General features: G+C 62.8%; 22 protein-coding genes. 10 read left to right on the forward strand and 12 right to left on the reverse strand.

The window, feature by feature from the left end:
* Positions 1-95 precede the first annotated feature (95 nt).
* Positions 96-1,574, reverse strand: coding sequence for an amidase (locus H7C86_RS14310; RefSeq protein WP_020971405.1), 1,479 nt, complete (start codon positions 1,572-1,574; stop codon positions 96-98).
* Between the two features lie 137 nt (positions 1,575-1,711).
* Positions 1,712-2,821, reverse strand: coding sequence for a ring-opening amidohydrolase (locus H7C86_RS14315; protein WP_003946033.1), 1,110 nt, complete (start codon positions 2,819-2,821; stop codon positions 1,712-1,714).
* 223 nt (positions 2,822-3,044) lie between these two features.
* Here H7C86_RS14315 and upp point away from each other — a divergent pair, with 223 nt between their 5' ends.
* The 4 genes from upp to H7C86_RS14335 all read left to right on the forward strand — a co-directional run bounded on the left by upp (position 3,045) and on the right by H7C86_RS14335 (position 8,482).
* Complete coding sequence (gene upp / locus H7C86_RS14320) at positions 3,045-3,668, forward strand: uracil phosphoribosyltransferase (RefSeq protein WP_182261712.1); 624 nt, start codon at positions 3,045-3,047, stop codon at positions 3,666-3,668.
* A 92-nt stretch (positions 3,669-3,760) separates the two neighbouring features.
* The gene (locus tag H7C86_RS14325) at positions 3,761-5,458 is read left to right on the forward strand and encodes a PucR family transcriptional regulator (RefSeq protein WP_182261713.1); all 1,698 of its coding nucleotides are present in this window, start codon (positions 3,761-3,763) and stop codon (positions 5,456-5,458) included.
* 289 nt (positions 5,459-5,747) lie between these two features.
* Positions 5,748-6,974, forward strand: coding sequence for a CaiB/BaiF CoA-transferase family protein (locus H7C86_RS14330; RefSeq protein WP_069145274.1), 1,227 nt, complete (start codon positions 5,748-5,750; stop codon positions 6,972-6,974).
* The gene (locus H7C86_RS14335) at positions 6,971-8,482 is read left to right on the forward strand and encodes a carboxyl transferase domain-containing protein (protein ID WP_182261714.1); all 1,512 of its coding nucleotides are present in this window, start codon (positions 6,971-6,973) and stop codon (positions 8,480-8,482) included. Before H7C86_RS14330 ends, H7C86_RS14335 begins: the two co-directional genes overlap by 4 nt.
* Before the next feature lie 103 nt (positions 8,483-8,585).
* Here the strand turns inward: H7C86_RS14335 and H7C86_RS14340 are convergent, their stop codons facing one another.
* The 3 genes from H7C86_RS14340 to H7C86_RS14350 all read right to left on the reverse strand — a co-directional run bounded on the left by H7C86_RS14340 (position 8,586) and on the right by H7C86_RS14350 (position 13,029).
* Positions 8,586-10,019, reverse strand: a complete 1,434-nt coding sequence (locus tag H7C86_RS14340) for a uracil-xanthine permease family protein (protein ID WP_046379671.1) — start codon at positions 10,017-10,019, stop codon at positions 8,586-8,588.
* A 148-nt stretch (positions 10,020-10,167) separates the two neighbouring features.
* A complete protein-coding gene (locus H7C86_RS14345; protein WP_182261715.1) occupies positions 10,168-11,811 on the reverse strand; it encodes a PucR family transcriptional regulator in 1,644 nt (547 codons plus the stop codon).
* A 102-nt stretch (positions 11,812-11,913) separates the two neighbouring features.
* Positions 11,914-13,029 (reverse strand): XdhC family protein, encoded by a 1,116-nt coding sequence (locus H7C86_RS14350; protein ID WP_020909752.1) that lies wholly within the window; start codon positions 13,027-13,029, stop codon positions 11,914-11,916.
* A 282-nt stretch (positions 13,030-13,311) separates the two neighbouring features.
* On the opposite strand from H7C86_RS14350, the gene H7C86_RS14355 reads away from it, so the two are divergent.
* Genes H7C86_RS14355 through H7C86_RS14365 form a run of 3 tightly spaced genes read left to right on the forward strand, consistent with a single transcriptional unit; the run spans position 13,312 to position 15,858 of the window.
* Positions 13,312-14,499 carry a CaiB/BaiF CoA-transferase family protein gene (locus H7C86_RS14355; RefSeq protein WP_020971408.1) on the forward strand — a complete coding sequence of 396 codons (1,188 nt, stop codon included), beginning with the start codon at positions 13,312-13,314 and terminating at the stop codon, positions 14,497-14,499.
* Between the two features lie 43 nt (positions 14,500-14,542).
* Entirely contained in the window at positions 14,543-15,202 is a 660-nt protein-coding gene (locus tag H7C86_RS14360; RefSeq protein ID WP_182261716.1) for a helix-turn-helix domain-containing protein, read from the forward strand.
* Positions 15,199-15,858 (forward strand): enoyl-CoA hydratase-related protein, encoded by a 660-nt coding sequence (locus H7C86_RS14365; RefSeq protein ID WP_046379672.1) that lies wholly within the window; start codon positions 15,199-15,201, stop codon positions 15,856-15,858. Before H7C86_RS14360 ends, H7C86_RS14365 begins: the two co-directional genes overlap by 4 nt.
* Here H7C86_RS14365 and H7C86_RS14370 read toward each other — a convergent pair.
* The gene (locus H7C86_RS14370) at positions 15,826-16,371 is read right to left on the reverse strand and encodes a hypothetical protein (RefSeq protein WP_259117935.1); all 546 of its coding nucleotides are present in this window, start codon (positions 16,369-16,371) and stop codon (positions 15,826-15,828) included. The genes H7C86_RS14365 and H7C86_RS14370 overlap by 33 nt on opposite strands.
* Positions 16,372-16,468: 97 nt before the next feature.
* On the opposite strand from H7C86_RS14370, the gene H7C86_RS14375 reads away from it, so the two are divergent.
* Entirely contained in the window at positions 16,469-17,200 is a 732-nt protein-coding gene (locus H7C86_RS14375) for an MBL fold metallo-hydrolase (protein ID WP_003946042.1), read from the forward strand.
* Here the strand turns inward: H7C86_RS14375 and H7C86_RS14380 are convergent.
* Both H7C86_RS14380 and H7C86_RS14385 read right to left on the reverse strand, forming a co-directional pair.
* Positions 17,192-18,583, reverse strand: coding sequence for an amidase (locus tag H7C86_RS14380; protein WP_182261717.1), 1,392 nt, complete (start codon positions 18,581-18,583; stop codon positions 17,192-17,194). The two genes, H7C86_RS14375 and H7C86_RS14380, sit on opposite strands and share 9 nt — an antisense overlap.
* A gap of 150 nt (positions 18,584-18,733) precedes the next feature.
* On the reverse strand, positions 18,734-19,045 hold the full coding sequence (locus tag H7C86_RS14385; RefSeq protein ID WP_007735219.1) for a helix-turn-helix transcriptional regulator: 312 nt from the start codon (positions 19,043-19,045) through the stop codon (positions 18,734-18,736).
* A gap of 91 nt (positions 19,046-19,136) precedes the next feature.
* On the opposite strand from H7C86_RS14385, the gene H7C86_RS14390 reads away from it, so the two are divergent.
* Together H7C86_RS14390 and H7C86_RS14395 are read left to right on the forward strand one after the other, a co-directional pair.
* Entirely contained in the window at positions 19,137-20,195 is a 1,059-nt protein-coding gene (locus H7C86_RS14390) for an SDR family oxidoreductase (protein WP_182261718.1), read from the forward strand.
* A gap of 143 nt (positions 20,196-20,338) precedes the next feature.
* Positions 20,339-21,637, forward strand: a complete 1,299-nt coding sequence (locus H7C86_RS14395; RefSeq protein WP_182261719.1) for a T3SS (YopN, CesT) and YbjN peptide-binding chaperone 1 — start codon at positions 20,339-20,341, stop codon at positions 21,635-21,637.
* 22 nt (positions 21,638-21,659) lie between these two features.
* Here the strand turns inward: H7C86_RS14395 and H7C86_RS14400 are convergent, their stop codons facing one another.
* The 4 genes from H7C86_RS14400 to H7C86_RS14415 all read right to left on the reverse strand — a co-directional run bounded on the left by H7C86_RS14400 (position 21,660) and on the right by H7C86_RS14415 (position 26,202).
* Positions 21,660-23,849 carry a transglycosylase domain-containing protein gene (locus H7C86_RS14400; RefSeq protein WP_182261720.1) on the reverse strand — a complete coding sequence of 730 codons (2,190 nt, stop codon included), beginning with the start codon at positions 23,847-23,849 and terminating at the stop codon, positions 21,660-21,662.
* 112 nt (positions 23,850-23,961) lie between these two features.
* Positions 23,962-24,171, reverse strand: a complete 210-nt coding sequence (locus H7C86_RS14405; protein ID WP_019746112.1) for a hypothetical protein — start codon at positions 24,169-24,171, stop codon at positions 23,962-23,964.
* Between the two features lie 22 nt (positions 24,172-24,193).
* Positions 24,194-25,030, reverse strand: a complete 837-nt coding sequence (locus H7C86_RS14410; RefSeq protein WP_019746113.1) for a carbohydrate ABC transporter permease — start codon at positions 25,028-25,030, stop codon at positions 24,194-24,196.
* Positions 25,027-26,202, reverse strand: a complete 1,176-nt coding sequence (locus H7C86_RS14415) for a carbohydrate ABC transporter permease (protein ID WP_020971415.1) — start codon at positions 26,200-26,202, stop codon at positions 25,027-25,029. Before H7C86_RS14415 ends, H7C86_RS14410 begins: the two co-directional genes overlap by 4 nt.
* Between the last annotated feature and the right edge of the window lie 6 nt (positions 26,203-26,208).

Genomic DNA, 26,208 nt, shown 5'->3' on the forward strand with positions numbered 1-26,208 from the left:
GTTCTTCTCCACAGCGCCCATGTCCGCGAACCCGTGCCACAATGCCGAAGCCATCGTCGTTCTCTCCCAACTGGATACGTTCGAAATAGATTAGGTCAGTTCACGCGGAGTGCGGGAGGAAGAACCCGCTCGACCCACTGGGTTGCCTGCTCGAATGCGTAGGCGAGTTGGAGTACGTCCACGTCGGCTCCGTGCCGACCGATGATCTGGATACCCATGGGAAGCGAACGATCGTCGAAGCCGACCGGCATCCCCGCAACCGGAACCCCGGCCATCGTCCAGGGAACAACCGTCTCCATCCACCGGTGATACGTGTCCATCGACCGCCCGTCGACGGTCTCGGGCCAGTGAGTGTTCTTGTCGAAAGGAAACACCTGAGCACTCGGCGCGAGAATGTAGTCGTAGGTTTCGAACATCTTGGTAATGGCCGACAGCCAGCCGTTGCGGGCCTCCGCAGCCTTGGTCACGTCGAGTGCCGAGAGGGTGACCGCATGCCCGAGTTCCCACAACAGTTCGGGCTTCATCAACTCACGCAAACTCGGATCGTTGTACTGATCGATCAAACCGAGCTGCGCCCACCAACGCCATCGCAGGAACAGTTGCCAGATGTCCTCGGGTTTGAAGTCAGGAAGCGCAGCCTCGACGCGGCACCCCAACTGTTCGAAGACCTCGAACGAGGATTCGCACAACTCGAGAACTCCAGGTTCGGTTGCCAGGTAGCCGTTCCAGTCACCGACCCATGCGATCCGAGAGCCCTTCAGATCCCGTGCGAGGCTTTCGGTGAACACAGCGGGATTCTCACGAATCCCCAACGGTGCATAGGCATCCGGTCCCGCCATCGTGGAGAGCAGGTGAGCCACGTCGGTGACGGTTCGGCCCATCGGACCCACAACAGCGCCCTGAGCGATGAATCCCGTCTCCGGTATCCGACCCCAGGAAGGTCGAAACCCCACAACGTTGTTGAACGCCGACGGGTTTCGGAGCGAACCCATGTAATCGCTTCCATCAGCCACCGGCAGCATGCGAAGCGCCAACGACGCTGCTGCGCCTCCGCTGCTACCGCCGGCAGTGCGCGAATTGTCGTACGGCGACACCGTCGTACCCCACACCGGGTTGTACGTCTGCGATCCGAGCCCGAACTCCGGTGTGTTCGTCTTGCCGATCACGATGGCACCGGCAGACTTGATCCGCTTGACGAACAGGTCGTCCTCTTCGGCGATTCGATCCGCGAACATCGGCGACCCGGACGTGAACGGCAGACCCTTGGCTGCCGAAAGATCCTTCACCGCATGCGGAAACCCGTGCATCCAACCGAGATACTGCCCACTCGCCAACTGCGAATCACGCTCGCGCGCCTCCGCCGTCAACGCTTCCCGATCCCGCAATGCGACGATCGCGTTCACCGCCGGGTTATGAACTTCGATCTGGTCGAGGTAGCTGTCCATCACCTCGACACACGACACTTCACGCCTGCGTATCAGACCACTGAGCGTGACCGCATCGGCCATGACGAGCTCGCGATTCTCGGGCGCACCGGAAACGCTCTCGTCGACAGGGTCAGCAGCATGAACCATCGTGAATCCTTTCAAGCAGTGAAGTGGGTTGCGCCGGCAGAATCTCGGTCGGATTCGCCGCCACCGGCAACTGATTCGAGGACGAATTACCGGTGGCGGCGCGCGACTGTCGAAGTTTCCAGCGAGGTTCTTACCGGCTACTGACCGAGATCGACGATGGCGGCGACAGGGCCGCCGCCCTCGGGGCCCTGATGCGCTGCCGAGACCGAGACGAACACTGCCGGATCACCGGTGACAGCTGCCGTGACTCCACCTACGCACGACTTGATCTGGCGGTGCCAGTGCACGTCGGAGTCGTCGAGCATCGCATTACGACGGCCGCGGACCGTTCCGTCCTGGCTGGCCTCGCACTTCAAGAACACGTTGACGAGTTGACCGTCCAGGTCGCTCGAGTGCGGCCGCTCCGGAAGTTCGAGTCCGGCGTCACGGATCGCCGCCCAGATGCCGTCCTGGTCGAGCGGATCCTTCATCACGCTGTGGCCGATCCGGTAGCGTCCGCCGACGCCACGTGCGTTACCGACGACAACGATCTGAGCACGGTCCAACTCGACGCCGGACGAGCAGGATGCAACAGAGGAGAAGAGCTCGCGGCTGTGCATGACATCCTCGTCGGTCGGCATGTCGATTTCGCCGAGTGCAACCGCGATTCCGAGCGCCGTACCGCCGTTGGACAGGTCCATCGACTCATGAGTCTGTTCGGTCCACACGGTCTTGCCGCGACTCTTGGCGTCACGGATGGTGTGGATTGTCAGCAACGGAGTCTTGGTCTGTACGTAGTGCACGTCGGCGGGATCGGTGATGCCGGCATCGGCCATCGCATCTTTCACTGCCGCAGCCACTTTGGTGATCATCGCGGTACGACCGATGTCCTCGGGCAGCAACTGCTCACTCATGGCGACACCCACGGTCAGTCGCGGCTCGTCGGTCTTGGTGACCTTGTCTGCCGGTACCGTCGCGAAGATCGTCGCGTGCGGGCTGATCACACCGTCCGTGCCGCCTGACCAGACGATCGGCACCTCCGCCACCTCTTCGGGGCTGCGATTACCCTTGGCGGAGAGAACCTCTCGAAACGCTCGGTCCGCGATGATGCGCGTGTAGTCGTTGACGCCGCCGTTACCCTCGGTTTTGCCGATGACTGCAATGACGCGGTCGGCCTCGAGGACACCGTCGTCGATCAGCTTGGCGAGCTCACTGGCGTCGGAGACGCTGTGTAGCGGAACCTTACGGACCTCGATTGCTTCGGGCATTGGCATCTCCTTGTATAGGGAATCGTGGAGGCAAAATTGGGCCTTGACAGCTCCTGGCGCCCAGTCCAGCCGAGCGGTTCGGAACTGCCATGCCGACCACGCTATGACGACTCGAACCCTTCGGCATCGTCAATAGTTGCCCAAACGAAAACCGCGATTGGTTATTTCGACTCCAATTCACCGGTTGTGCGCCGCCCCATCGGTTCTCACTTACGATTCGACCATGGACACCACTGTTGTCGACCATCCGCTGGCGGCATCGCTGCTCACGACCATGCGCGACGCTCGCAGCGACAACGCAACTTTCCGGTCCGCCTTGCGCAGACTGACCCATATGTTGGTCTACGAGGCCATGCGCGGCGCAGAAGTGGAGCAGTTCGACATCGAGACGCCAGTTGCTCCGACGCTGGGAGTGCGGCTGGCAAATCCACCGCTCCTGGTACCGGTCTTGCGAGCAGGCCTCGGCATGGTCGAGCAGGCGAGTGCCCTCATTCCGCAGGCAGGCGTCGGTTTCGTGGGAATGGCACGAGACGAGAAGACACACCAACCGGTTCCGTATCTGGAGTCCCTTCCCGCTGATCTGTCGGGCACCCCCGTCTACGTCCTCGATCCGATGTTGGCGACCGGTGGATCCATCATCCGCACAATCGATCTGCTCATTGCACGCGGAGCCACCGATGTGACTGCAATATGTGTCGTCGTGGCTCCGGAGGGGATCGAAGCACTGAGGAACTCCGGACATCCAGTCAGGCTCCTCACTGCGAGCATCGACGACGGCCTGAACGAAAATGCTTTCCTGATACCTGGACTCGGAGACGCGGGCGATCGCCAATTCGGCCCACGGTAGTTGGCAGACATACGGAGAACCACTCATTTCGAGAGGCTATTTTCGTCAACTGTTGACAATGTTCGTCGCGTGATCGAGCGTAGTCTCGCGACATGGATAGATCTGCCAAATATTCGAGCGAAGAGCTTCAACATTTGCCAGAAGGTGGCGACTACAGACTGACGGTTCGGGATGTCCTCGAGCTGCCCAGTCTGCGTGGAGCCGAAGCCCTTGCCGGGCACGGGGGCTTGCGCCACCTCGTTCAATCGGTGAACGTGATGGAAGTACCGGACATCCTCGCTTGGGTGAAGCCGAACGAACTGTTGGTGACAACCGGGTTCCCGCTGCGTTACGGGCGAACCGGAGAGCTTCTCGACGATACAGATCTCAGCGACCTCGTCGACGGTCTCGCACGCCGAGGAGTCGCGGCACTTGCCGTGAAAACGGGCCGCTATCTCGACGAACTGCCGGAAGCCATGCTGCACATGGCAGAGCAGCGAGGGCTGCCGTTGTTGGTTCTTCCCGTCACCGCAGGATTCGACGAGGTGATCTCGGAGGTCTTCACCAAGTTGGTGGCGAAGCAGTCTGCGGCACTCGACATTGCCGATCGTCTTCACCGCTCGTTGACGTCGATCGTCTTGGAAGGTGGCGATCTACCCCAGATCGCCGCGGAATTCGCCGCGCTTTTCGACGTCAGCGTTCTCATCTGCTCGCCGGACGGAAGAGTGTTGACGGAGGCCGGAGATTCAGCCGCGCTGAACGCGCTTCCGTTGTTCGAAAGCACCGGTCGGTTCCTGACCGAACGGGTCGCTGTCGGTTTACAGAACGCGCCCAAAGGATTTCCTGGTCAGTTGGCGCTCACCCGGGTGGTGGCCGGCGGCACCGACCACGGCCGAATGGTCGCGTACGCCGGCACCCACGAACTCGGCGCAGTTGTCGTTCAAGCACTGGAGCGAGCGGCCACCGTTGCTGCGCTGGCCGTCACCAAGCAGCTGGCAGTTGCGGCAGTGGAATCCAAATTCCGCGGCGACTTCCTCCGCGACGCACTGATAGGTGAAGCCGGCTCGCCGGCGGAAGTGAGCGCGCACTTCACCCAGTTGGGGTGGGATGTCACTCGTCCACTTGCCGTAGTGGTTGCAGAACTCGACGTCGATCACCCGGAATCCCAGCACGCGAATTCCACGCGCACGGACCAAGATCGACTCAGCGACGGCTGGCAACAAGTGGTACGCACCCACGAGCGGACGGCACCCTCCGTCGGGTTTCGACACGAGGTGGTCACGCTTTTCCCCACCAGCACCGACCGTGCGGTTCGGGACATCGAAGGGTTGGTGCGCAAGGTTGCCGGAGATCGCACCAGCGGCCGCCGCTCCTTCAGCACGGGAGTGAGCCGGGTGATCTACTCCCTGGCCGATCTACCTGCTGCCTACGACCAAGCCTGTACGGCCGTGGTCGTCGGCCGACGTATCAACGGGCCGGGCCAGATCGCGCACTTCGACGAACTCGGCGTACACCGACTCCTCTCGCTCCAGACGGACAAGAGCGAACTGCGTTCGTTCACCGATGACGTTCTGAAGTCACTGTCGGCAGACAACGCCGAAGCCGCAGATTTGCGTCTGACACTCCAGACGTTGCTCGACTGCAATTGCAATGTCGCCGAGGCGTCCCGGGCACTGCATATGCACTACAACACTTTGCGATACAGAATCGGAAAGCTGGAGAGCGTCGTCGGATCGTTCACCGACGACCCCGTCCTTCGATTGAACGTCTCACTCGCCCTGCAGGTCATGAAGATGCACGAAATGTCATGAAGATGCACCAAATAGGCTGACAGAGCGCCCTGATTACGGTTCGACACAACCGCAATCGCGCCATGCGTTGAGCGTTCGTCACTTCTTACCCACCACTGATACCCGTCATCGGCAAGGTTACCCATGTGCCGTTTACCGGTGCGCGCTTACGGTTCGAAAGACGGGCCGCACATACCTCCTTCAGTGGCCCTGGCCGATTTCTCGGTCCAGCGGACCGGAGTCGACCGAACTACGGAGGCCTCAACCACCAACTGGCTCAGCCAATTACACCAGAACACGGCGGTGCGACATGAACTCGACTTCGAAGCCTCACAACACAAGTGCTCGTAGTGGTCCGCTACACGACGTGATTGTCGTCGACCTCACGCGCGCACTCGCGGGTCCTCACGCGGCAATGATGCTCGGCGATCTGGGTGCCGACGTGATCAAGGTCGAATCACCTCACGGTGGCGACGACACCCGTGGGTGGGGGCCGCCTTTTGTGGAGCCACCGCTGGAACCACCGAACACGCAACGGGAATCGACGTACTTCCTCTCCACGAACCGGAACAAGAAGTCGATCACGCTCGACCTCAAATCCGACAGCGGGCGCGCAACCCTCGAAGATCTTGTCTGCCGCGCCGACGTTCTCATGGAGAACTTCCGCACCGGAGTTCTCGATCGACTCGGATTCTCCACCGAGCGGCTGGCCGAACTCAATCCTCGACTGATCGTCCTGTCCATCAGCGGTTTCGGCCACGACGGCCCGGAAGGTGGTCGCGCCGGCTACGACCAGATCGCCCAGGGGGAAGCCGGACTCATGTCGCTGACCGGCTCGAATCCGGACGACGTTCAACGAGTCGGAGTTCCGATCGCCGATCTTCTCGCCGGGATGTACGGGGCGTTCGGTGTCGTCGCGGCTTTGAAGGAACGCGAACAGACGGGCAGAGGCCGTGTCGTTCGAACGTCTCTCTTGGCCAGCGTGGTCGGTGTTCACGCGTTTCAAGGAACGAAGTGGACCGTCGCCGGCGAGGTAGGCACAGCGCAAGGCAACCACCATCCCTCGATCGCACCGTACGGGCTCTTTCGTACCGGCGATGGCGCAGTGCAGATCTCGGTCGGCAGCGAAAGCCTGTGGAGAAGATTCTGCGAAGGGTTCGAACTCGATCCCGATGCCCCCGGTATGGCAACAAACGCCGAACGCGTCGAGAATCATTTCCAGGTCGTCGAATTGATCGAACGTACCTTCAAACCGTATTCGCGTGACGAGCTTCTGACCGAACTCGACCGCATCGGAGTACCGGCAGGACGGGTTCGGACGATCTCCGAAGTGTACGAATGGGAGCAGACCCGATCACAGGGATTGCTCGTCGACGTCGACCACAGCACGCTCGGCAACATCACTCTGCCCGGGCCGCCGCTGCGATTCTTCGATCCGGACGGAACAGAAGTGACGGAGACCCGGCACACCGCACCGCCGGTACTCGGTGAAGACACTGACGAAGTCATGTCGTGGCTACAAGGATTCACCCGATGAACCGCCTGACGGCTCGCGACTTGCTCGACCTGGTGATCGATGCCGGCACCTGGGAGTCGTGGGATACCCCTCCGATCCCCGTCGCGACCGACTCCGATTACGCCGAAGCACTTCTGCGGGCGCAGGAGAAGACCGGGCTCGACGAGTCCGTCCTGACCGGAAGCGCCTCCGTCCGAGGCCGCCGTGTGGCAATCATCGTCTGCGAGTTCGGTTTTCTCGGCGGATCGATCGGCGTGGCGGCGGGCGAACGCCTCGTCGTCGCCATCCGTCGAGCGACGCAAGAGCAGCTGCCCCTTCTTGCGCTTCCCACCTCCGGAGGAACGCGTATGCAGGAGGGGACAACGGCATTTCTGCAGATGGTCAAGATCACCGCGGCGCTCATCAAGCACAAAGAAGCGCACCTGCCCTACATCGTCTACCTCCGAAACCCCACCACCGGAGGCGTATTCGCGTCCTGGGGGTCACTCGGTCACGTGACGATCGCGGAGCCAGGAGCCCTCGTGGGATTCCTCGGCCCCCGGGTGTTCGAGGCTTTGTACAACTCACCTTTCCCCGTCGGTGTCCAGACAGCGGAGAACCTTCACGAGCACGGACTCATCGATGCGGTGAGGCCGCCAGACCAGCTCGCCGAAATCGTCGACCGCGCATTGCGCATCATCACCTCGAGACGTCGTGGGTACTCGTTGCCGAGTGACCCGTGCTCGTACGATTGCCCACCCGATACGTCGGCCTGGGAATCCGTCGTCGCATCCCGACGCGAAGACCGACCGGGGATCCGGGAAGTGTTGCTCAATTCGGCCTCGGACATGCTCCCGCTCAACGGAACCGGCCAAGGAGAGAACGATCCCGGCATCATGCTCGCGCTCGTTCGCTTCGGCGACATGCCCTGCGTCCTTCTCGGACAGGACCGACGCGGGCAGACTGCTCACTCCCCACTCGGCCCCGGCGCTCTGCGGGAAGCTCGGCGAGGGATGCGGCTTTCCGCAGAGCTCGACCTGCCGTTGGTGACGATCATCGACACGGCAGGCGCGGCACTGTCGAAGGAAGCCGAAGAAGGTGGATTGGCCGGCGAGATCGCTCGGTGCATAGCCGACATGATTTCACTCGAGGTCCCGACCATTTCCCTCCTGCTCGGGCAGGGCACCGGCGGCGGCGCCCTGGCACTGATTCCGGCCGATCGAGTGCTGGCGGCCCGCCACGGTTGGCTCTCGCCCTTACCTCCCGAGGGGGCGAGCGCGATCATGTTCCACGACATCACGCACGCTCCGGAGATGGCGGCCGGTCAAGGGATACGGTCCTACGATCTGCTCACGGGCGGCATCGTCGATCGGGTCATCCCCGAATTTCCCGATGCCGCGGACGAATCCGCCGCCTTCTGCACTCGCGTCGGAGCGGTACTGCACTACGAGCTGAGCGTGCTCAGTGCTACCGGTGCGACTGAACGGCTCATCACCCGCACCGAACGCATCGACCGTATCGGCCTGGCCGAAGCCAGCACTGCCGTCTGATCGATCAGCACACAGCACACAGAACACGCACACACCGCGAAAGGCCGGACATCCTCCAAGGAGGATGTCCGGCCTTCGACAATCGAGCACACTCAGCCAAGTGTCACGTGAGCTGCGGGGCGGGTTCTTCCCGTTCGCCGCCGGGAGCCTTCGATTCCGGCTTGTTCGGTTCCGGATTCTTCGCATTCAGCTCCGGGTTCTTCGAACCGATGAACTGGCACAGGTGGTACATCCCGATCACGACGATGGTGCCGAGCGCGATGCCGCTGAGCGAGAACGTGTCACTGAACTTCAGAGCCGTGTCGCCGATACCGATGATCAGACCGGCCGCGATCGGCATGAGGTTGAGCGGATTGCCGAAGTCGACGCCGTTCTCCTTCCAGATCTTGGCGCCGAGCAGACCGATCATGCCGTAGAGCACCACTGTGATTCCGCCGAGAACACCGCCGGGCGTCGCCGAGATGACGGCACCGAACTTGGGGGAGAAGCCGAGCATCATCGCGACGATGCCCGCGACCGCGTAGGCGGCGGTGGAGTACACACGGGTCGCTGCCATGACACCGATGTTCTCGGCGTACGTCGTGGTGGGCGAACCGCCGACGCTGCTGGCGATAGCGGTGGCGAAACCGTCACCGGCGAGCGCGCGTCCCATGTACGGGTCGAGATCGTCGCCGGTCATCTCTGCGACTGCCTTGACGTGACCGGCATTCTCCGCGATCAACGCGATGACGCCGGGAAGGACCAGGATGATGAACGTCAGGCTGAACGACGGAGCGTGGATGCCGACGATTCCGTTGGCCTCGTCCGAGAACGGGGGCAGGCCGAACCACGACGCCGACTGCACCGAATCCCAGTTGACGCGGAAGTGCTCGGTGATCTGACCGGTGCCTGCGTCGTACGAGGTGATCGTGCCCGAGACCCGGTCGAGGATCCAGGAGAGGACGTAGCCGAAGATCAGCGCGAGGAAGATGGCGATGCGCGCCATGAAGCCACGTAGCGCGATACTCATGACGATCAGGGCCACCATGACGATCAGAGCCACCCACTGGTCCTGCGGCCAGTACAGCCCCGCGACGACGGGTGCCAGGTTGAATCCGATCAGCATCACCACTGCGCCGGTCACCACCGGGGGAAGAACCTTGAATACGACCCGGCCACCGAGGAAGTGGATCGCGATACCGATGGCTGCCAGGACCAGTCCGGACACCAGGATCGCGCCGGTCACCTCTGCGGACGTTCCGCCTTGGGCACGAATGGCGGCGATACCGCCGACGAAGGCCGCCGACGTACCGAGGTAGCTGGGAATGCGTCCCTTGACCACCAGCAGGAAGAAGAGCGTACAAAAGCCCGACATCATCACGGCAAGTTGAGGATTGAGCCCCATGATGATCGGGAAGACGAACGTCGCGCCGAACATCGACACCACGTGCTGGCTGCCCAGCCCGATGGTTCTTCCCCAGCTGAGCCGCTCGCCGGGAGCGACCACTTCACCCGGTCTGATGTTCTTTCCATCTCCGTGCAACGTCCAAATCGGCATGATGGGACCTTTCGTGCAGAGGAAGGTGTCCGAACGCTGAGTGTGCTCCAGCTCACAAAACACCGTGACTGGAGTGAAACGCTATTACAGCGAGGGGGTATCGACGTGATGACAATCTGCCAGAACCCACGGACCCGGATTGGCAATATTAGTGATTGATGCCGCGCATCGCGGTTATCTTCAGTGCTAGAGACAGATCCAGCCGGAGCTCGGGTTGCGCGGTGAAGGGTCCAAGCATTTTCTCCAGCTTAACGACCCTGTAACGCAGTGTGTTGTAATGGAAGTGGAGCTTGCGCGCTGTCTCGGCGATGTTGATGTTGGTCGCGAGCAAGACTTCCAATGTCTTGCGCATGTCCTGCGCTTCGGCAGTTTCCTCCGTCAGTTCCCGCAATGTCTCCCGGGCGAACGTCTCCAGCTCGTTTTCGTCCTCGACCAGACTGAGCAGTCTGTACACACCGAGATCGTCGAACTGAGTCACCGTCCACGGACCGGAGATCCGGCGTCCGACGGTCAGTGCGGTGCGCGCCTGACTGTAGAGCGCGGGGACGGCGTCGATCGCCGCTGTCGGCCGGGACACCCCGACACTGAACGGCCTTCTCCCGCCGCCACCTTCACCGCGAACGACCGTGACAAGGTCCCGCACCAATGCCATCGTGTCGGTGCTGACGCCCATGACGATCACCGTCTCGCCCGTCAGCGCGGTCACCGCCGCACCGGGATCGCGGTGGGCGATCGCCCCGGAGAACGCCATCGCCTGGCGATCGACGACGGGCAGCCGAGCGGGCGCCGCAGAGGCCGGTTCGTCGATCGGGTCCGGCTCGATCGAGACGATCACCAGCGGGCGATCGAAGTCCCAACCGAACGTCTTGGCGTGGGAGACAACGTGATCGTGGTCCCCGGCCCGGCCGAGGAGCAGGTCGTGAACGAAGTTGGCGCGATGGCGTTCTTCCACCGACGCCACGGCCTGCTCACGGGTGATGACCAACGCGCACACCGACGCCGCTCGCTCGACCAGGTACTGGTCGTAACTCGTCATCACGCGCTCACCGGTGAACAACGCGAGACGCCCGTGGTCGATGTGATTGGCGGAAATCGCGGACACCGCGATGAATTGACCGTCGAACTCGTGCAGACCCAACCCGCCCTCGACGGTGTCGGTCCGCAGACGACCGGTGGAATCGACGGCGGGACAGGCAGACAGATGCTTGCGCTCCGCCGCATCCCCGGCGCGGCAGATCTCGCGTCCGTCCGAGGTGGTGATCAGGGCGGCGCCCTTCATCTCCCGTGCGATGACCTCGGTCAATTGTGGGAGGCCGCCGCCGCCCATCACGACGTCGACCAGCAGCCGTCGCAAGCGCTCGGCCCCGAACATGGCGTCGATCTGGGCCGACTCCGTCTGCTCACGGTCTCTCGCCGCAGGGTGATCGCACGCACCGTGAAAAACCAGGAGCGGGAAGCCGGCGCTTTCGGCCGCGTCGACCAGTTCCGGCGCGAGAGTGTCCCCGTCTGCGCCGAATTGGACGGCGAGCGCTGCAACTCCGCGCGTCGACAACCGTCCGACAAATGCTTTGAAGGTTTCGGTGACCCGGGCGAGGGTTTCCGGCGTGGTGATCAGCAACTGTCCGTGTCGCAGCCACGGTCCGATGTCCGGAACCGCCATGAATCCCACCCGGGCTACCGTCGGGTCTTCGGAGCCGCCGGCGACCTTTCGAACACCAGGAAGGAGCGGGGTTCGAAGAAGTTCGGAGAGAACAGCATTCACCTCGGATGCCGGTACGGCCGGGTTTGCCACTTGGCAGGCACCTCGATTTCATTCGGATCACGGAAGATGGTTCACGAAAGAAACGATCCTATCCCCACCGAACACAAGATGTCCGAATTCAGCGCAGTCGACTCAGGCCGTTCGATGCAGGGCGGTCGGATTCTCCTGAGGTGGCGGGTGGATCGGCCCCTGCAGATCCCGCAGTTCCAAACCGGAGGCATTGCGCAGGGTCTTGGTCATCTCGGCGAGGATCGACACTGCAGTCTCCTCCGGCGTCCTGGCGCCGAGATCCAACCCGATCGGTGAGTGCAGACGCCCCAACTCGGCGTCGGTGACGCCTCGCTCCTTCAACAGCGCCACCCGACGCTCATGCGTCGCACGACTTCCCATCGCGCCGACGTATGCAGCCGGCGAACGCAGCGCGATCTCGAGCAAGGGGATGTCGAACTTCTCGTCGTGCGTGAGCACGGCCAGGACGGTTTTGTTGTCGATCGGTGCGGTTTCGAGGAACTTGTGTGGCCACATGACGACCAGATCGTGGGCGTCGGGGAAGCGCGCTCGTGTCGCGAAGACCGGCCGTGCGTCCACGACGGTCACTCGGTAACCCGCAAAGGCACCCAACGTACACATCGAGGCGGCGAAGTCGATGGCTCCGAAGACGTACATCCTCGGTAGCGGCGCGAAGATCTCGACCAGCAAGTCGTGCTGCGAATCGATGAGAGTTCCCGCCGGCGCGACAAAGGCTACGGACTCACCGGTGTCCATAGTGCGCAACAGGATGGAGACCTCGTCCTCCGTGGCGTCCAGATCCCCGCTTCGTCGGCCGTGCTCGACGACGAGGTGCCGCGCCGGCGCTCCCGGACGCACTTCGGTGACCACGACGACGGGCGTATCGGCTTCGATCCGTTCACAGACCTGACCGAACTCGGCGAAATCGGCTCCGACGGCCTGGACGAACACTTCGATGGTTCCGCCGCAGGTCAGCCCTACTCCGATGGCGTCGTCGTCGGAGACACTGAAGACCTCGACGCGACTGGTGCCGTCGGCGAGAACCTCCTGGGCGATCTCGTACAGCGCACTCTCGATGCACCCGCCCGAGACGCTGCCGACCACCTCGCCGGAGCGTGAGACGGCCATAGAAGCACCGGGCATGCGCGGTGAGGATCGCCAGGTACGGACAACCGTCGCCAGTGCAAAATCCTCGCCGCGGGCGTGCCACTGCGCCAGCTGAGTGGAAATGTCGCGCATCGCCTCGCCTCCCGCTTGCATCGCCGTCCGTAGAGAGTTCACGGTATCGGCCCACCGCAATCCTGCCTGTCACACAATGCGCCTAAATCCGGGCCCTGCAGTTGTGCAATGTCGCCGTCGCATCACCGTGCGCTCTCGACCAGTGTTGTCACCGAGCCCAGCCGAAAGCAGGCCTGACCTTCATTCTTCCCCTCTCCGACGATCACTGCAGCGGTAATTCACGCAGATGGTGCGACGGATCGAGTGGGCGACGTTGCACACCACAGAACCGAGGTTTCTCCCATGGACCAATTGCTCAGCGGTATCAAAGTTCTCGACCTCACCCGCGCTCTCGCGGGCCCTCTGTGCACGTCGCTGCTCTCGGACTTCGGCGCCGACGTGGTCAAGGTCGAAACCCGTGGCTCCGGCGACAGTTCGCGTCAGTGGCCGCCGTTCGACGGCGATCGAAGCCTCTACTTCGCTTCCGTGAACCGCGGCAAGAGGTCGATCGCCATCGACATGCGCAGTGACCGCGGGCGGAAACTGCTTCGCAGCCTGGCCCTCGACGCGGATGTGCTGGTCGAGAACTTCCGTCCGGGAGTGCTGGCCGACATGGGGCTCGATCCCGATTCGCTAGAGCAGGAGAATCCGGGTCTCGTCGTGATGAGCATCAGTGGTTTCGGCCCGGTGGGCCCGGACCAGTTCGCGCCCGGACTCGATCAGGTGGCCCAGGGCATGTCCGGGTTGATGTCGGTCACCGGCGCCGGGGAACAGACCCCGATGCGGGTCGGTATCCCCATCATCGACACGGTCTCGGGCATCTACGCGGCGCTGGGTATCACGGCGGCGTTGGCTTCGCGCGGACGCGACGGTCGTGGGCACCGCGTGCAGACCTCGTTGCTGGAATCCGCGATCTCGATCATGACCTTCCAGGCGCAGGACTACCTGAGCACCGGGCGGGTGTCGACGCCGAACGGCAATACGCACCCGACGATCACGCCGTACGGCGCTTTCGACACTGCCGACTTCCCGATCAACATTGCCACCGGCTCGGACAAGCACTGGATCGCGCTGTGCTCGGTGATCGGCGACCCCGATCTCGCCTTCCGTGCCGAATATGCCACGGGTAAAGAACGTTTGGCGCACCGAGACCAACTGACCAAAGAACTCGAGGACCTACTGACCACGAAGGGCGCCGCACAGTGGATCGCCGAGATCCGCGGTGCCGGAATCCCCTGCGGCCCGATTCATTCGATCGATCAGGTGTTCTCCGACCCGCAGGTCGAGGCATTGCAGATGGTCGAGCAGACCCAGAGCGCCGACGGAACATCGATTCCCGTTGTCCGCGGACCGTTCTGGGTGGACGGCAAGACCCTTCCCGTCAGGAATGCGCCACCCATGACTCTCGGCGGTGACGCCGACGGCGTACTCACCGACTTCGGCCTGCGCCCGGAGGAGATCGAGGATCTTCGCGCAAATTCGGTGATCTGACCGCACACTAGTAACAGAGCAGACGCTCTGTTACTGTGCGTTCATGCCTCGGCCACGCGTCCACGATCTCGACACGCTGCTCGACGCTGCCGAAAAACTTGCCGCCACTGCCGGGCCGAGCGCTGTCACGGTCAGGGCGGTCTCCGACGCCACCGGTGTATCCAACGGGGCGATCTATCACGCATTCGGCTCTCGCAGTGGACTGGTCGGTAGCGCGTGGCTGCGTGCCGCGCAACGATTTCTCGCGCTTCAGCAATCGAGAGTGGACGACGCTCTCGCGGACCCCGCGCCGACCTCCGCGGTTTCCGCCGTCGTCGCAGCCGCCGAAGTTCCGGCCGTCTTCGCGCTCGACTACCCACAATCCGCGTTGCTGCTGCTGACGATTCAGCGCGACGAACTGCTCGGCACCGACGTCCCTGCCGACATCGCCGAGAAACTCACACAACTCGACCGGTCTCTGGTCGAGTTGTTCATCCGGTTGTCGACCGCGCTCTGGGGCCGCAAGGACAGCCGAGCCGTCGAAGCAATCGAGGCCTGTGTTGTCGGCCTGCCTACCGGACTGCTCATTCATCCCGCCAAACGCGCCGACGGTTGGCGAGTCCCCGACGCCGCAGCACGCGCGCGGTTGGATGCCGCCGTTCGAGCGGTTCTGCATCTCGACCCACCACTGCCCAAGCCCCGCAACAGGAAAGGCCAATCATGACCGCAACTCTGCGCTTCGAAGACAAGATCGCCGTTCTCGATCTCGGTGAGGACGAGAATCGATTCTCGCCGGATTGGCTCGATTCCGTCGACAAGCTACTCGACCAGGCTTTAAGCGAAGGCGCACATGCCCTGGTCACCACGGCGACGGGCAAGTTCTACTCCAACGGACTCGACCTCGACTGGCTGGGCGCGAACGGCGACAAGGCGAAGTGGTATGTGCAGCAAGTCCAGTCGCTGTTCGCCCGGATGCTGACGTTCCCCATGCCCACCGTCGCGGCGATCAACGGCCACGCCTTCGGAGCCGGCGCCATGCTCGGCATCGCGCACGATTACCGCGTCATGCGCGATGATCGCGGCTACTACTGCTTCCCGGAGGTGGACATCAACATCCCCTTCACCGAAGGAATGGCAGCTCTCATCCAGGCCAAGCTCAGCCCGGCGTCGGCAATCGTCGCCATGACCACGGGGCGGCGATACGGCGGAAGTGACGCATTCGCAGCCGGTTTGGTGGACTTCACCGCATCCGTCGATGCTTTGACCGCCAAGGCCATCGAAATGGTTGCGCCGATCGGCCCGAAGAATGCGGGCACACTGGGGGCAATCAAATCGACGATGTTCGCTTCAGTGGTCACCGCTCTGAACACCGACAGCTAGGAGCGCTGGACTGCGTTCTCGCAGAGCCGCTTCCAGATCATCGGCAACACTTTCGGGATCGCGGCCTTCTGTGCTCAGAACCACGTCGACCCCACTGAGCGTCGGCATCGAACCGGCCAGCAGTTGTGACGCTTCCACCAGATCGTCCAACCCGGCCCAGCCGGCCGGTTCACGTTCGATGATTCTGGTGCGCAACGTATCCGGATCGGCCTCGAGGCGCGCCAGCAGGTGCCCCTCGGCGCCGGTCGCGGCCAGCAGGGCACGCCCGTAGTCGTCGTCTTCGACGGTCGCCGTGAGGAACAGGAGTTCGTACCCCGCTTCCCGGTACGACGCGCACAGCATCCCGACATGTGCGATTGCCCGTTCGGTTCCCAACGGCGGGTAGCACCGCTCGAGTTCGTCCACCTCGATCATCGCGTTGCTCACCCCGACCTCGCCGAGTCGATCGTGAAGCGCGGTCAGCACGGAACTCTTCCCCGCGCCCGGCGGGCCTGTCAGCAGTAGTACGAACACGTCCTCCACTATTCCAGAGCCTTGTGCAGGCGCGAGGCGGCGAGAAGGCTGGAGAAGACAGATTGACGTGCACAACAGCCCTGATCGGAGCACAGCGATGACCACCACGATCACCGAAATCGCGCCGGACATCTACCGACTGTCGACCTTCGTGGACGAAGCGAACCTCACGATGAACCAATTTCTCGTCGACGGCGAGGAACCCTTGCTCTTCCACACCGGGCAGCGAGCGTTGTTCACCTCGGCTTCCGACGCACTCTCCACGCTGATCGACATCGACCGTCTGAAATGGATCACGTTCGGTCACGTCGAGGCCGACGAGTGCGGGTCCATGAACTCCTGGCTTGCGGCGGCCCCCGAAGCACAAGTGGCGCACGGCGCGATGGGGTGCTTCGTTCAGGTCAACGATCTGGCCGATCGGGCGCCACTTCCCTTGCAGGACGGCGACGTACTCGAAACCGGCAGCCGCCGAGTCCGGCACATCGACACCCCACACGTCCCGCACGGTTGGGACGCGGGCCTGATGTTCGAGGAGACGACGTCCACGCTGTTCTGCGGAGACCTCTTCACAGCGTTCGGGCACCACCCCGCGACTACCGAGCACGAAATCGTCGGTCCCGCTTTGGAAGCCGAGGACTTGGGCCACGCCACCTGCCTCACCCCGGATCTTGAACCCACGATCCGCGCCCTGGCCGACCTCGAGCCGCGGATTCTGGCTACCATGCATGCACCGACGTACTACGGCGACTGCGTCACCACGCTTCACGACCTGGCCGACTCGTACGCAACACGTTTCGCAGCCGAAACCGAAAGATGGAAGTCAGACTAGAGCTTGCGCATTCGACGTGATTCGCGCCGCCACGGACAGCGCAACATGCTCGTGGAACGGCCGCGCCACCACCTGCACTCCGATCGGTAAACCGTTGCGGGAGAGTCCTACCGGAACCACGACCGACGGAAGGCCGAGCACACTGATCGCCCGGCAACTCGCGAGCGCGTCCATCCACGTGAGTTTGCGACCGCCCACCTCGAAGCTCTCCACACCGAGCGGCGGAGCGAGCACCGACGCAACCGGCAGAATCAGGACGTCGCCCATCTCGTCGAGGAAGTCGGTGATCAACACCGCGCGATCCGCCCACAGCGCTTCCACCTCGGCGGAACTCCGATCATGGCCTGCCGCAAGCATGGCGGTGATGTCCGCGTCGAAAGAGTGCACTGAACCTGCTGCGAGAGAGTGGATGTCCGCGTGAGTCTCGACCGATCGCAACGCGCCGAACAGTACGTTAGCCCGCGGCAGAGCCAGACCGTCGTACTCGCTCGCATCCAGACTGTTCGCCGCCGAGCGAACCGCCGCCAGGATTTCTTCGTCGACAGGCATGGTCCCTTCGCCGGGTGCCCAGCGGATGTCGAGGTGTTCGACGTCGACCGACTCCGGCTCGGTCCACGAGAAATGCGGCTTCGACAGGACGCGCAGCGCAAGCGTCGCATCACCGAGGTTGCGGGCCAGTGGGCCGATGGTCTGGATCGTGCCGTGCATCGTCGCCGGATTGGCGAGTACCCATCCATCCGAAAGCACGCCGGGGTATTGCCCTTCCGGGTCGATACGGCCGAGCGTCGGGCGAACCGAAGTGAGGCCGGTGCAGTGGGCGGGCCAACGCACCGAGCCACCAAAATCCGTACCGAGTCCGAGCACGCTCATTCCGGCAGCAACCGACGCGGACTCACCGCCACTCGATCCGCCGGGGGACCGGACGACGCCGTCCGGTCGCACCGGGCTGGCCGTGGTTCCAAACAGTTCGTTGCGCGTCAGGCCGCACGCGCCGAATTCCGGCGTGTTGGTCTTGCCGATCAGGATTGCGCCGGCAGCCTTGAACGCTGCAACGGCCGGGGCGTCGACGGCCGGTATGTTGTCCGCCAGAGTGCGAGAACCGGCGGTGGTACGCACGCCGGCAGTAGCGATCAAGTCCTTGACCGTGAACGGAACCCCGGCAAGGGGACCGAGTGTCTCGCCGAGAAGGCGACGTTCATCCAGGTTGTCTGCGGCCGCACGCGCGTCCTCGGCGCACACGGTGACCAGTGCGTTGAGTTCGCCGTTACGTTCGTCGATCCGTGCGAGATGATCTTCGACGACGGTCCGCGTCGACGCCTGACCCGATCGCACGGCTTCGGCGATGGATCGGGCATCACGGCCCACCCAGCTCTCACGACTCATCGCACGCCTCTCCTCGCCGGACTCCTCTGCCGAGCGTAAGGACAGTAAGCAACCCGAGAAACGACCACAATGCACATACCGACGGCTCCGGCGATGTGAGGTTTTGCCACAACGTCCGCGGTTCCGGAGGGATCGGTCAGGTGCTGGTACCTACAAGCCCTGCCTGATGAATGCAGCAAGCTTCTCGATCTGTTGCTCGTTTCGTTTGTAATGCCTCCACTGGCCGATTCGTGTGGTGGTGACCAGATCCGCGGCCTGGAGTGCGGCCATGTACTGAGACGCAGTCGATTGCGACACCTTCGCCCTCGCTTGTATGTGCTTGAGGCACACTCCGACCTCCTCGGCAGGCTCGAGCTGAGGGGGAAAGCTCCCGGGGTCTTTCAACCACTGCAGGATTTGTACACGCATCGGGTTGGCCAGCGCCTTGAACGCCGTTTCCCACTCGGTTGTTGCGTCTTCCATGCTCGAGATCATACCGCTAGATCGCGAAATGCCGATATATATGGTTCACTCCCTATATCGCAACATCGCGATATTCCAATGGGAGGCTGAAATGGTGCATCACAATAAAGTCGCACTCGTGGTCGGAGCCCGAGGTGTGATCGGTGGGAACTTGATCGATCACCTCGAATCAACCGACGAATGGAAGATCATCGGACTCTCGCGCCGAGGCGGCACGAACACCGACCGGGTCGAACACATCGCAGTCGACCTGCTCGATCCTTCCCGGACTGCAGCGGCACTGAGCGGACTGGACGACGTCACCCACGTCTTTTACGCCGCCTATCAAGACCGCCCGACATGGGCCGAGCTGGTTCCGCCCAACTTGGCGATGCTGGTCAACACTCTCGACGCCATCGAACCCGTTGCCGGCGGACTCGAGCACGTCAGCCTGATGCAGGGCTACAAGGTTTACGGGGCACATCTCGGACCGTTCAAAACTCCGGCCCGCGAGAGCGATCCACCGCACATGTCACCCGAGTTCAACGTCGACCAACAGCAGTTCCTCGAACGCAGGCAGCTCGGCAAGTCGTGGACGTGGTCGGCGATCAGACCCTCGGTCGTCTCCGGATTCGCGTTGGGCAACCCGATGAACCTCGCGATGGTCATCGCCGTCTACGCGACCATCTCGAAGAAACTGGGTGTCCCACTCCGATTCCCCGGCAAACCCGGCGCGTACACCAGCTTGATCGAGATGACCGACGCCGGACTCCTGGCCGAGGCAACGGTCTGGGCCGCGACCAATACCGAGTGCGCAAATCAGGCGTTCAACATCAACAACGGCGACCTGTTTCGCTGGCAGGAGATGTGGCCGAAGATCGCAGCCTTCTTCGACATGGACGTCGCACCTCCGCTCCCGATGTCCCTCGATGTCGCAATGGCGGACAAGGAGTCGGTGTGGGATGAACTCGTCGAGGAACACCAACTTGCTCGGACCCCGTATTCCGATGTCTCGTCCTGGGGGTTCGGTGACTTCGTATTCGGATGGGACTACGACTTTTTCGCTGACGGATCGAAAGCTCGGCGGTTCGGATTTCACCGCCACGTCGACACCGAAGCGATGTTCCTCGACATCTTCGCCAATCTGCAGGCTCGGAAGATAATCCCCTGACTACGAACATCGTCACTTCGGATCCTACGAACGCTGTCACTGTCGGACCCCGGGACTACCGTCGTAGGCGGGGTTTGAAAAGCAGGGGTTTCGGCGAGTCGTCGGTAGGGCCCCATGCGCCCCCCCGGACCAGAGGAGCGACGATGTCGGACAATACTTTCGATCTGGAAATCCTGAGTGCCTGGACTACTTTCGAGACTCATCTCGCTCGCTACATCTCCGTGATGGAGGACGACGACACTCTCGTGGTGGAGTCGCATTACGACAGCATGGACGAACTGGCCGACGCACCCGCGTGCATCCAGTTCTTCGCGTGGAATCAGACCTCCGTGCGCTGTGAAGTCCCTTCCAACAGGTTTCTGCATCCACTGCGGATGCTCGAACCGGAAGATCACTCCGCACTGCTCGACATGGGGTTCAGCGCTCCCGATCTGTGCGAGCACGAGCCCGAGGGCAACGGGTCCATGTCCTTCTACATCGACGTCGACCGCACTCGTCCCGAGGAACTGGTGACAAAGGTGTTGCGTGTCTTCCGCGAGATGTGGAGCATTGCGCACCCGTCGTTCCTGCGTGCCAGCACCAGTGGACGCGAGTCGACGCCGGCGTTCGCCACGACGCCGTCGCACGCTCCCTCGGGTTCGGGTGACATGCTGCGGATCCTGGTCGACGGGGCCGTCGAACGCCTTCTCGGCCATCCACCCAAGCGTGACGACGACGGCGACATCCCGCTCGTCCGCGGTGAGCAGGTCACCTATGTTCGTGTCCTCGAGGACGACGAGTACGTGGAGGTGTTCTCGCGGGTCGTGCATTCGGTGGAGAACGTCGATAACGCTGCTGTTGTTCTCGCCCAGCTCAATCGGCAGTGGCCGACCATCAAACTCATTCTCGTCGAGCAGAGTGTGCTGGGCGTGGTCCGCGTAGACGGCGCACCCTTCGTCGCCGAGCACCTCCTGCGGGCTCTGCGCTCGTTCGCCGAATTGGCCGAAGCATCCGACGAACTCGCCGAAGAACTGGGCGGGCAACCCATTCGCGCTACCGGAGACACCGCCTTCAACGACGGGATGGCCTCCGAGCACGAAGATCCCGGTGCCGAATACGAGTCACACGAGTGCCACGAATTTCCTCCGGCACTCATGGCGCTCCTCGAACTCGACGCCGACGGAACGGGCGAGCTCAGCGCCGAAGAGGTTGCCGTGATCTGTGAGCACGACCGCGACACCATTCTCGACTACCTGAGGATCAGCCAGGAGCAGGAGACGGCGTGGCACGAGGCGTTGACCGAGTCCATCCGGCGCAAGGACGACGACACCGACCTGTGTGCGGGCGAAAAGCGCGCGTGGACGCACGCGATCCGCAACCTCAGGCGCGGACTGCGCGTCGTCGTGCTTCCCTCCAAGGATGCAGCGCCGACCCAGCTCGGCCTCTTCGACGATCAGGCCTGAGAGCCGGAAATCGAGCGCTGTGTCAGCCCGGTAGCGGGATGACGATGCCAGGCAAGATCTCGATCTGACGCGGCAACTGGGGAAGCTGCGGCACTTCGATCGGCGGCAGGCCGGGCACCTCGATGGGTGCTGGGGGAGCGGCCGCGCCCGTCGTGGGCGTGCCCGTCCCGTCACCCGAGGTCACACCGGAGTTGGCGGGAACGCCGGCCTGCCCGCCGATGGGATCGGGCCACGGGAAGCTCTCCCAGTCGGAACCCTTCAACGCGCCGTCCATCGTGCTCTTCCAAATATCCGCAGGCACTCCGGAGCCGTAGATCAAACCACCGTAGGAGTTGGTGATGGCCTGAGCGTCGGAAGTTCCGATCCACACCGCGGTGGACAGCGACGGCGTGTAACCGACCATCCACGCATCCTTGTTCTGCCCCGTGTCACCCAACTGCGCGGTGCCGGTCTTGGCAGCAGACGGGCGTCCACCGGCGAGCGCGTGACCGTTCGAGTACGACGCGATAGGCAGCATTGCCTGCGTGATGTTGTCGGCAACGGCAGCATCGAGACGACGCTCACCGGGAGAGACCGGACGATCGAGCAGGACTTCACCTTCGGCCGTCACGACCTTCTGGATGTAGTGCGGCTGCTGGTACACACCGGAGTTGGCGAGCGTCGCATACGCGGACGCCATGTCGATAACACGAGACTGATACTGGCCGAGCACGATTCCGTTCTCCGGCGGGCCACCCTCCTGTGTGAGCGTCGGGTAGTCGAGTCCGGGAATCTGTTCGGGGATGCCGGCCAGATGGGCGGCGTCAGCGATCTTCTGGGCACCGTTCTCCATCGAGAGCATCAACCGGTAGAAGCTGGTGTTCAGCGAACGCTTGAGTGCCTCGGCGATGGTGCATCGACCACAGGTTTCGCCGCCGACGTTTCCGATGGTCACACCGTTGATCGTGAGCGGTGAACTGTCGAACCGTGCGGACAGCGGAATGTCTTCCATCAATGCTGCGACCAGGCCGAAGACCTTGAACGCTGAACCGGTCTGCAGCGGCGCCTGGGCGTAGTCGAATCCCGCTCCGTCGTCACCGCCGTAATAGGCGTCGACGCCACCGGTCTTGGGGTCGATGGACACTACTGCGGTCCGCAGGTCTTCCGGTTCACCGTCGAGATTCCGCTTGACGGCGCCAAGCGCAGCTTCCTGCGCAACCGGGTCGATGGTTGTCGTGATTTGCAGACCAGCGGTGTTCAGCGTCTGGTCGCTGATACCGGCCTCGGCCAGTTCCTTGAGTACCTGAGTCTTGATGTGGCCTTCGGGTCCGGGCGCCTGGTTCAGATCGGTCGGCCGATTGGCGGGGGCGACAGCCGGGAACTGCATCGCGTCGCGATCCGTCTTGGTCAGGCTGCCCAGTTCCACCATGCCGTTGAGAACGTAGTCCCAGCGCGCTTGCAGCGCGGACAGATTGGTCTCGGGGTCCAGGAACGACGGGCTCTGGATGACGGAAGCGAGAACTGCGCCTTCCTCGACGCTCAGCTCACTGACCGGCTTGTCGAAGTACGCGTTCGACGCGGCGGCGATGCCGTAGGCACCGCGACCGAAGTAGATGGTGTTGAGATACGCGGCAAGAATGTCGTCCTTGGACCATTCGCGCGCCATCTTGGCGGAGATGACAAGCTCACGCAGCTTCCTGTCGATACTGCGCTTGTCACCGACCAAGACGTTCTTCACGTATTGCTGAGTGATCGTCGAGCCACCGCCGGCGCTTTCCTTGCCCATCACGTTGTCTCGGGCAGCGCGAGCAAATCCGGAGATCGAGAAGCCGGGGTTGGTATAGAAGTTGCGATCCTCCGCCGAGAGCACCGAATCGCGGACGTGAATCGGGATGGCCGACAACGCGACCTCGGTGCGGTTTCCCTCCGCCGGCACCACCTTGCCGAGCACGGTCGTGCCGTCGGCCATGTAGATGGTGGACACCTGATTGGTCTGCATGTCCGAGGGGCGCGGGACATCGGTCCGGCTGTACGCGACAGCAAAAACCGACGCAGGCACGATGACCATCAGGAGTACGAGTACGTAGATTGTCCGCCGGACGTACCGCCACTTGGAGCGCTGCTTCTTCTCCGGCTTGGCCGACTTGCTCGACCGTGGGGAATTAGCCGACTTGCCCGATCGAGCCGACGACTGATCGCCACCCGTCGCACTCGATCTGTTCGATGGACTCACTCAACACTCCCGGTCGTGGATCCGGACTTACCGGCACCATTCCACCAGGGTGATATCTCGATCAGATAACTCCCGGCAACTGCGATACCGAAATGTCACCCTACCGGGCTGGCTACTCGCGACGTTCTGCTCGGACCGCGTTCCGATATCCGCGGAACGCCAGCCCGAGAGCGACGACGCAACCGAGCAGCACCAAAGACGGCATCACGCCGGGGTCGCCCTTGACGATCGCGACCACAGCGCCGATCAACGCCATGAGGGCGAAGACCGAGATGAAGCCGGCGATCAGCTCCATGCGCTGGGCGCGCGAAGCCCGCCTCATCGAAACCGCGCGCAGGCGCGCATCACGACTTGACGCCGCCTGCGGTCAGACCGGCGATGATGCGTCGCTGGAAGATGAGAACCATGATGACCAGCGGGATCATCACAAGGGTTCCGCCGGCCATGATCGAGGTGTACGGCGTGACGAATGGGTCGGTTCCGGAGAATTTGGCCATCGCCACCGTGACGGGCGCGGTTTTGTCACTAGAGAGTTGCAGCGAGAGCAGGTACTCGTTGACCGTTGCGATGAAAGCCAAAATCGCGGTGGTGAACAGTGCCGGCGCGGCGAGCGGCAGCATGATCAGACGGAACGCCTGGCCACGGGTGGCGCCGTCGATACGCGCCGCTTCTTCGAGCTCCCACGGAAGTTCGGAGAAGAACGACGTCAGCGTGTAGACCGTCAGCGGCAGCACGAACGAGATGTTCGGGATGATCAGCGCTTTGTAGCTGCCGATCCAGCCGATGTCGGTGAACAACTGGAACAGCGGGGTCACGAGGGCGACGACCGGAAACATGGACGCGCCGAGGATGATTCCGGTGACGAAGTATTTGCCACGAAAATCGAATCGCGAGAGCGCGTACGCCGTGAACACGCCGATGACCAAGGCGATCAGCGTGGTCGCACCCGCGATGATGAGGCTGTTCATCAGTGCCCGGGTGAAGTTCACCTTCGCGTCGGGATCGAGCGCCGCGGTGAAGTTGGACAGCGTGAGATTTGTGGGCCACAGCGACGTCGAGAACGTGTCCGCCGGGTCGCGCAACGCCGTCACAATCATCCAGTAGCAGGGAGCGAGTCCCCACACGATGATCAGTACGACGCCGATGTAGGTGCCGATCTTGCCGCGTAGTGCCTTGTTCATACCGGCTCCCCCTTCCGCTGCTTTTCCTGCGTGCTGACCGCATTGGCTCCGAGGAATCGGACCAGGATGAAGGCCACAGCGAAGATGATGAGGAACGTGATGGTGGACAGTGCCGACGCCGAATTGGCGCCGACGCGCATCTGATCGACCACCAGAACCGAGATGGTGGAGGTGGCGGGATTGGATCCCATCATGATCGCGGGCAGGTCGTACATGCGCAGCGCGTCCATCGTGCGGAAGAGCACCGCCACCATGAGTGCGGGCTTGACCAGCGGAAGCGTGATCATGCGGAATCGCTGCCAGGCCGTCGCGCCGTCGACCTTGGCGGCCTCGTAGACGTCGGCGGGAATCATCTGCAGACCCGCGAGAATCAGCAACGCCATGAACGGCGCGGTCTTCCAGACGTCGGCGACGACGATCGCGAATCGTGCCGGCCAGGGATCCGCCGTCCACAGGATGTTGGTGCCGAGGATCTTGTTGGCAATGCCGTCGTTGGCGAAGATGAAGAACCAGAGCTTCGCGGTGACGGCGGTGGGGATGGCCCAGGGAATCAGCACGGAAGCGCGGAGCAAACCGCGGCCGCGGAACGTCTTGGCCATGATCAGCGCCATCGACAGACCGATCACCGTCTCGAGCAGAACGGTGACGACGGTGAAGCCGAACGTATTTCCGATCGACTGCCAGAACTGCGATCCGAGCGTGCCGGGCGGGCAGGGAATCGAGCCGTTGGCGGTGTTGCAGGACTGGGTGATCCAGTTCTTGTAGTTCTCGAACCACGTGAACTGACCGGTGACGAACATGCCGGTCTCGGGGTCGAGCTTCTTGCCGTCGCTGTGCATCGACATCCAGATCGCTCGTCCGAGCGGATACAGAATGATGACGGCGAGAACGATCAGCGACGGTGCGACGAACGCCCACACCGGAACTCGTCGACGCTTCTTCGGCTTGTCGGCCGACGCAGGCGGGGGCGAGGTCGGTGGGGGTGGAGTAGCTGCAAGGTCAGGCAGAACCTTGGTCAGGGATGTCCCTGCTGCCTCGGATGCCGACGGCTCTTCTAGCGGTTCCGGTGCACGGTGTCTCCCACCAACGCCCGAACGGTCGGGACCGGTTGAACCGGCCCCGACCGTGGGGTTGGTAGGCACAGCCGCGGAAGGATCCTGCGGTTCTGCCATTGCTTA

The sequence above is a fragment of the Rhodococcus sp. UFZ-B548 genome (genome assembly GCF_903819475.1).
Taxonomy (GTDB): domain Bacteria; phylum Actinomycetota; class Actinomycetes; order Mycobacteriales; family Mycobacteriaceae; genus Rhodococcus_F; species Rhodococcus_F erythropolis.

What these genes read in the sequence shown, in the direction of transcription:
- H7C86_RS14390 (WP_182261718.1), top strand. Translation starts at nt 19,137, where the DNA reads ATGGTGCATCACAATAAAGTCGCACTCGTGGTCGGAGCCCGAGGTGTG.
- H7C86_RS14415 (WP_020971415.1), bottom strand. Translation starts at nt 26,202, where the DNA reads ATGGCAGAACCGCAGGATCCTTCCGCGGCTGTGCCTACCAACCCCACG.
- H7C86_RS14310 (WP_020971405.1), bottom strand. Translation starts at nt 1,574, where the DNA reads ATGGTTCATGCTGCTGACCCTGTCGACGAGAGCGTTTCCGGTGCGCCC.
- H7C86_RS14325 (WP_182261713.1), top strand. Translation starts at nt 3,761, where the DNA reads ATGGATAGATCTGCCAAATATTCGAGCGAAGAGCTTCAACATTTGCCA.
- H7C86_RS14335 (WP_182261714.1), top strand. Translation starts at nt 6,971, where the DNA reads ATGAACCGCCTGACGGCTCGCGACTTGCTCGACCTGGTGATCGATGCC.
- H7C86_RS14405 (WP_019746112.1), bottom strand. Translation starts at nt 24,171, where the DNA reads ATGAGGCGGGCTTCGCGCGCCCAGCGCATGGAGCTGATCGCCGGCTTC.
- H7C86_RS14410 (WP_019746113.1), bottom strand. Translation starts at nt 25,030, where the DNA reads ATGAACAAGGCACTACGCGGCAAGATCGGCACCTACATCGGCGTCGTA.
- H7C86_RS14365 (WP_046379672.1), top strand. Translation starts at nt 15,199, where the DNA reads ATGACCGCAACTCTGCGCTTCGAAGACAAGATCGCCGTTCTCGATCTC.
- H7C86_RS14385 (WP_007735219.1), bottom strand. Translation starts at nt 19,045, where the DNA reads ATGGAAGACGCAACAACCGAGTGGGAAACGGCGTTCAAGGCGCTGGCC.
- H7C86_RS14360 (WP_182261716.1), top strand. Translation starts at nt 14,543, where the DNA reads ATGCCTCGGCCACGCGTCCACGATCTCGACACGCTGCTCGACGCTGCC.
- H7C86_RS14355 (WP_020971408.1), top strand. Translation starts at nt 13,312, where the DNA reads ATGGACCAATTGCTCAGCGGTATCAAAGTTCTCGACCTCACCCGCGCT.
- upp (WP_182261712.1), top strand. Translation starts at nt 3,045, where the DNA reads ATGGACACCACTGTTGTCGACCATCCGCTGGCGGCATCGCTGCTCACG.
- H7C86_RS14330 (WP_069145274.1), top strand. Translation starts at nt 5,748, where the DNA reads ATGAACTCGACTTCGAAGCCTCACAACACAAGTGCTCGTAGTGGTCCG.
- H7C86_RS14350 (WP_020909752.1), bottom strand. Translation starts at nt 13,029, where the DNA reads ATGCGCGACATTTCCACTCAGCTGGCGCAGTGGCACGCCCGCGGCGAG.
- H7C86_RS14395 (WP_182261719.1), top strand. Translation starts at nt 20,339, where the DNA reads ATGTCGGACAATACTTTCGATCTGGAAATCCTGAGTGCCTGGACTACT.
- H7C86_RS14340 (WP_046379671.1), bottom strand. Translation starts at nt 10,019, where the DNA reads ATGCCGATTTGGACGTTGCACGGAGATGGAAAGAACATCAGACCGGGT.
- H7C86_RS14380 (WP_182261717.1), bottom strand. Translation starts at nt 18,583, where the DNA reads ATGAGTCGTGAGAGCTGGGTGGGCCGTGATGCCCGATCCATCGCCGAA.
- H7C86_RS14315 (WP_003946033.1), bottom strand. Translation starts at nt 2,821, where the DNA reads ATGCCCGAAGCAATCGAGGTCCGTAAGGTTCCGCTACACAGCGTCTCC.
- H7C86_RS14375 (WP_003946042.1), top strand. Translation starts at nt 16,469, where the DNA reads ATGACCACCACGATCACCGAAATCGCGCCGGACATCTACCGACTGTCG.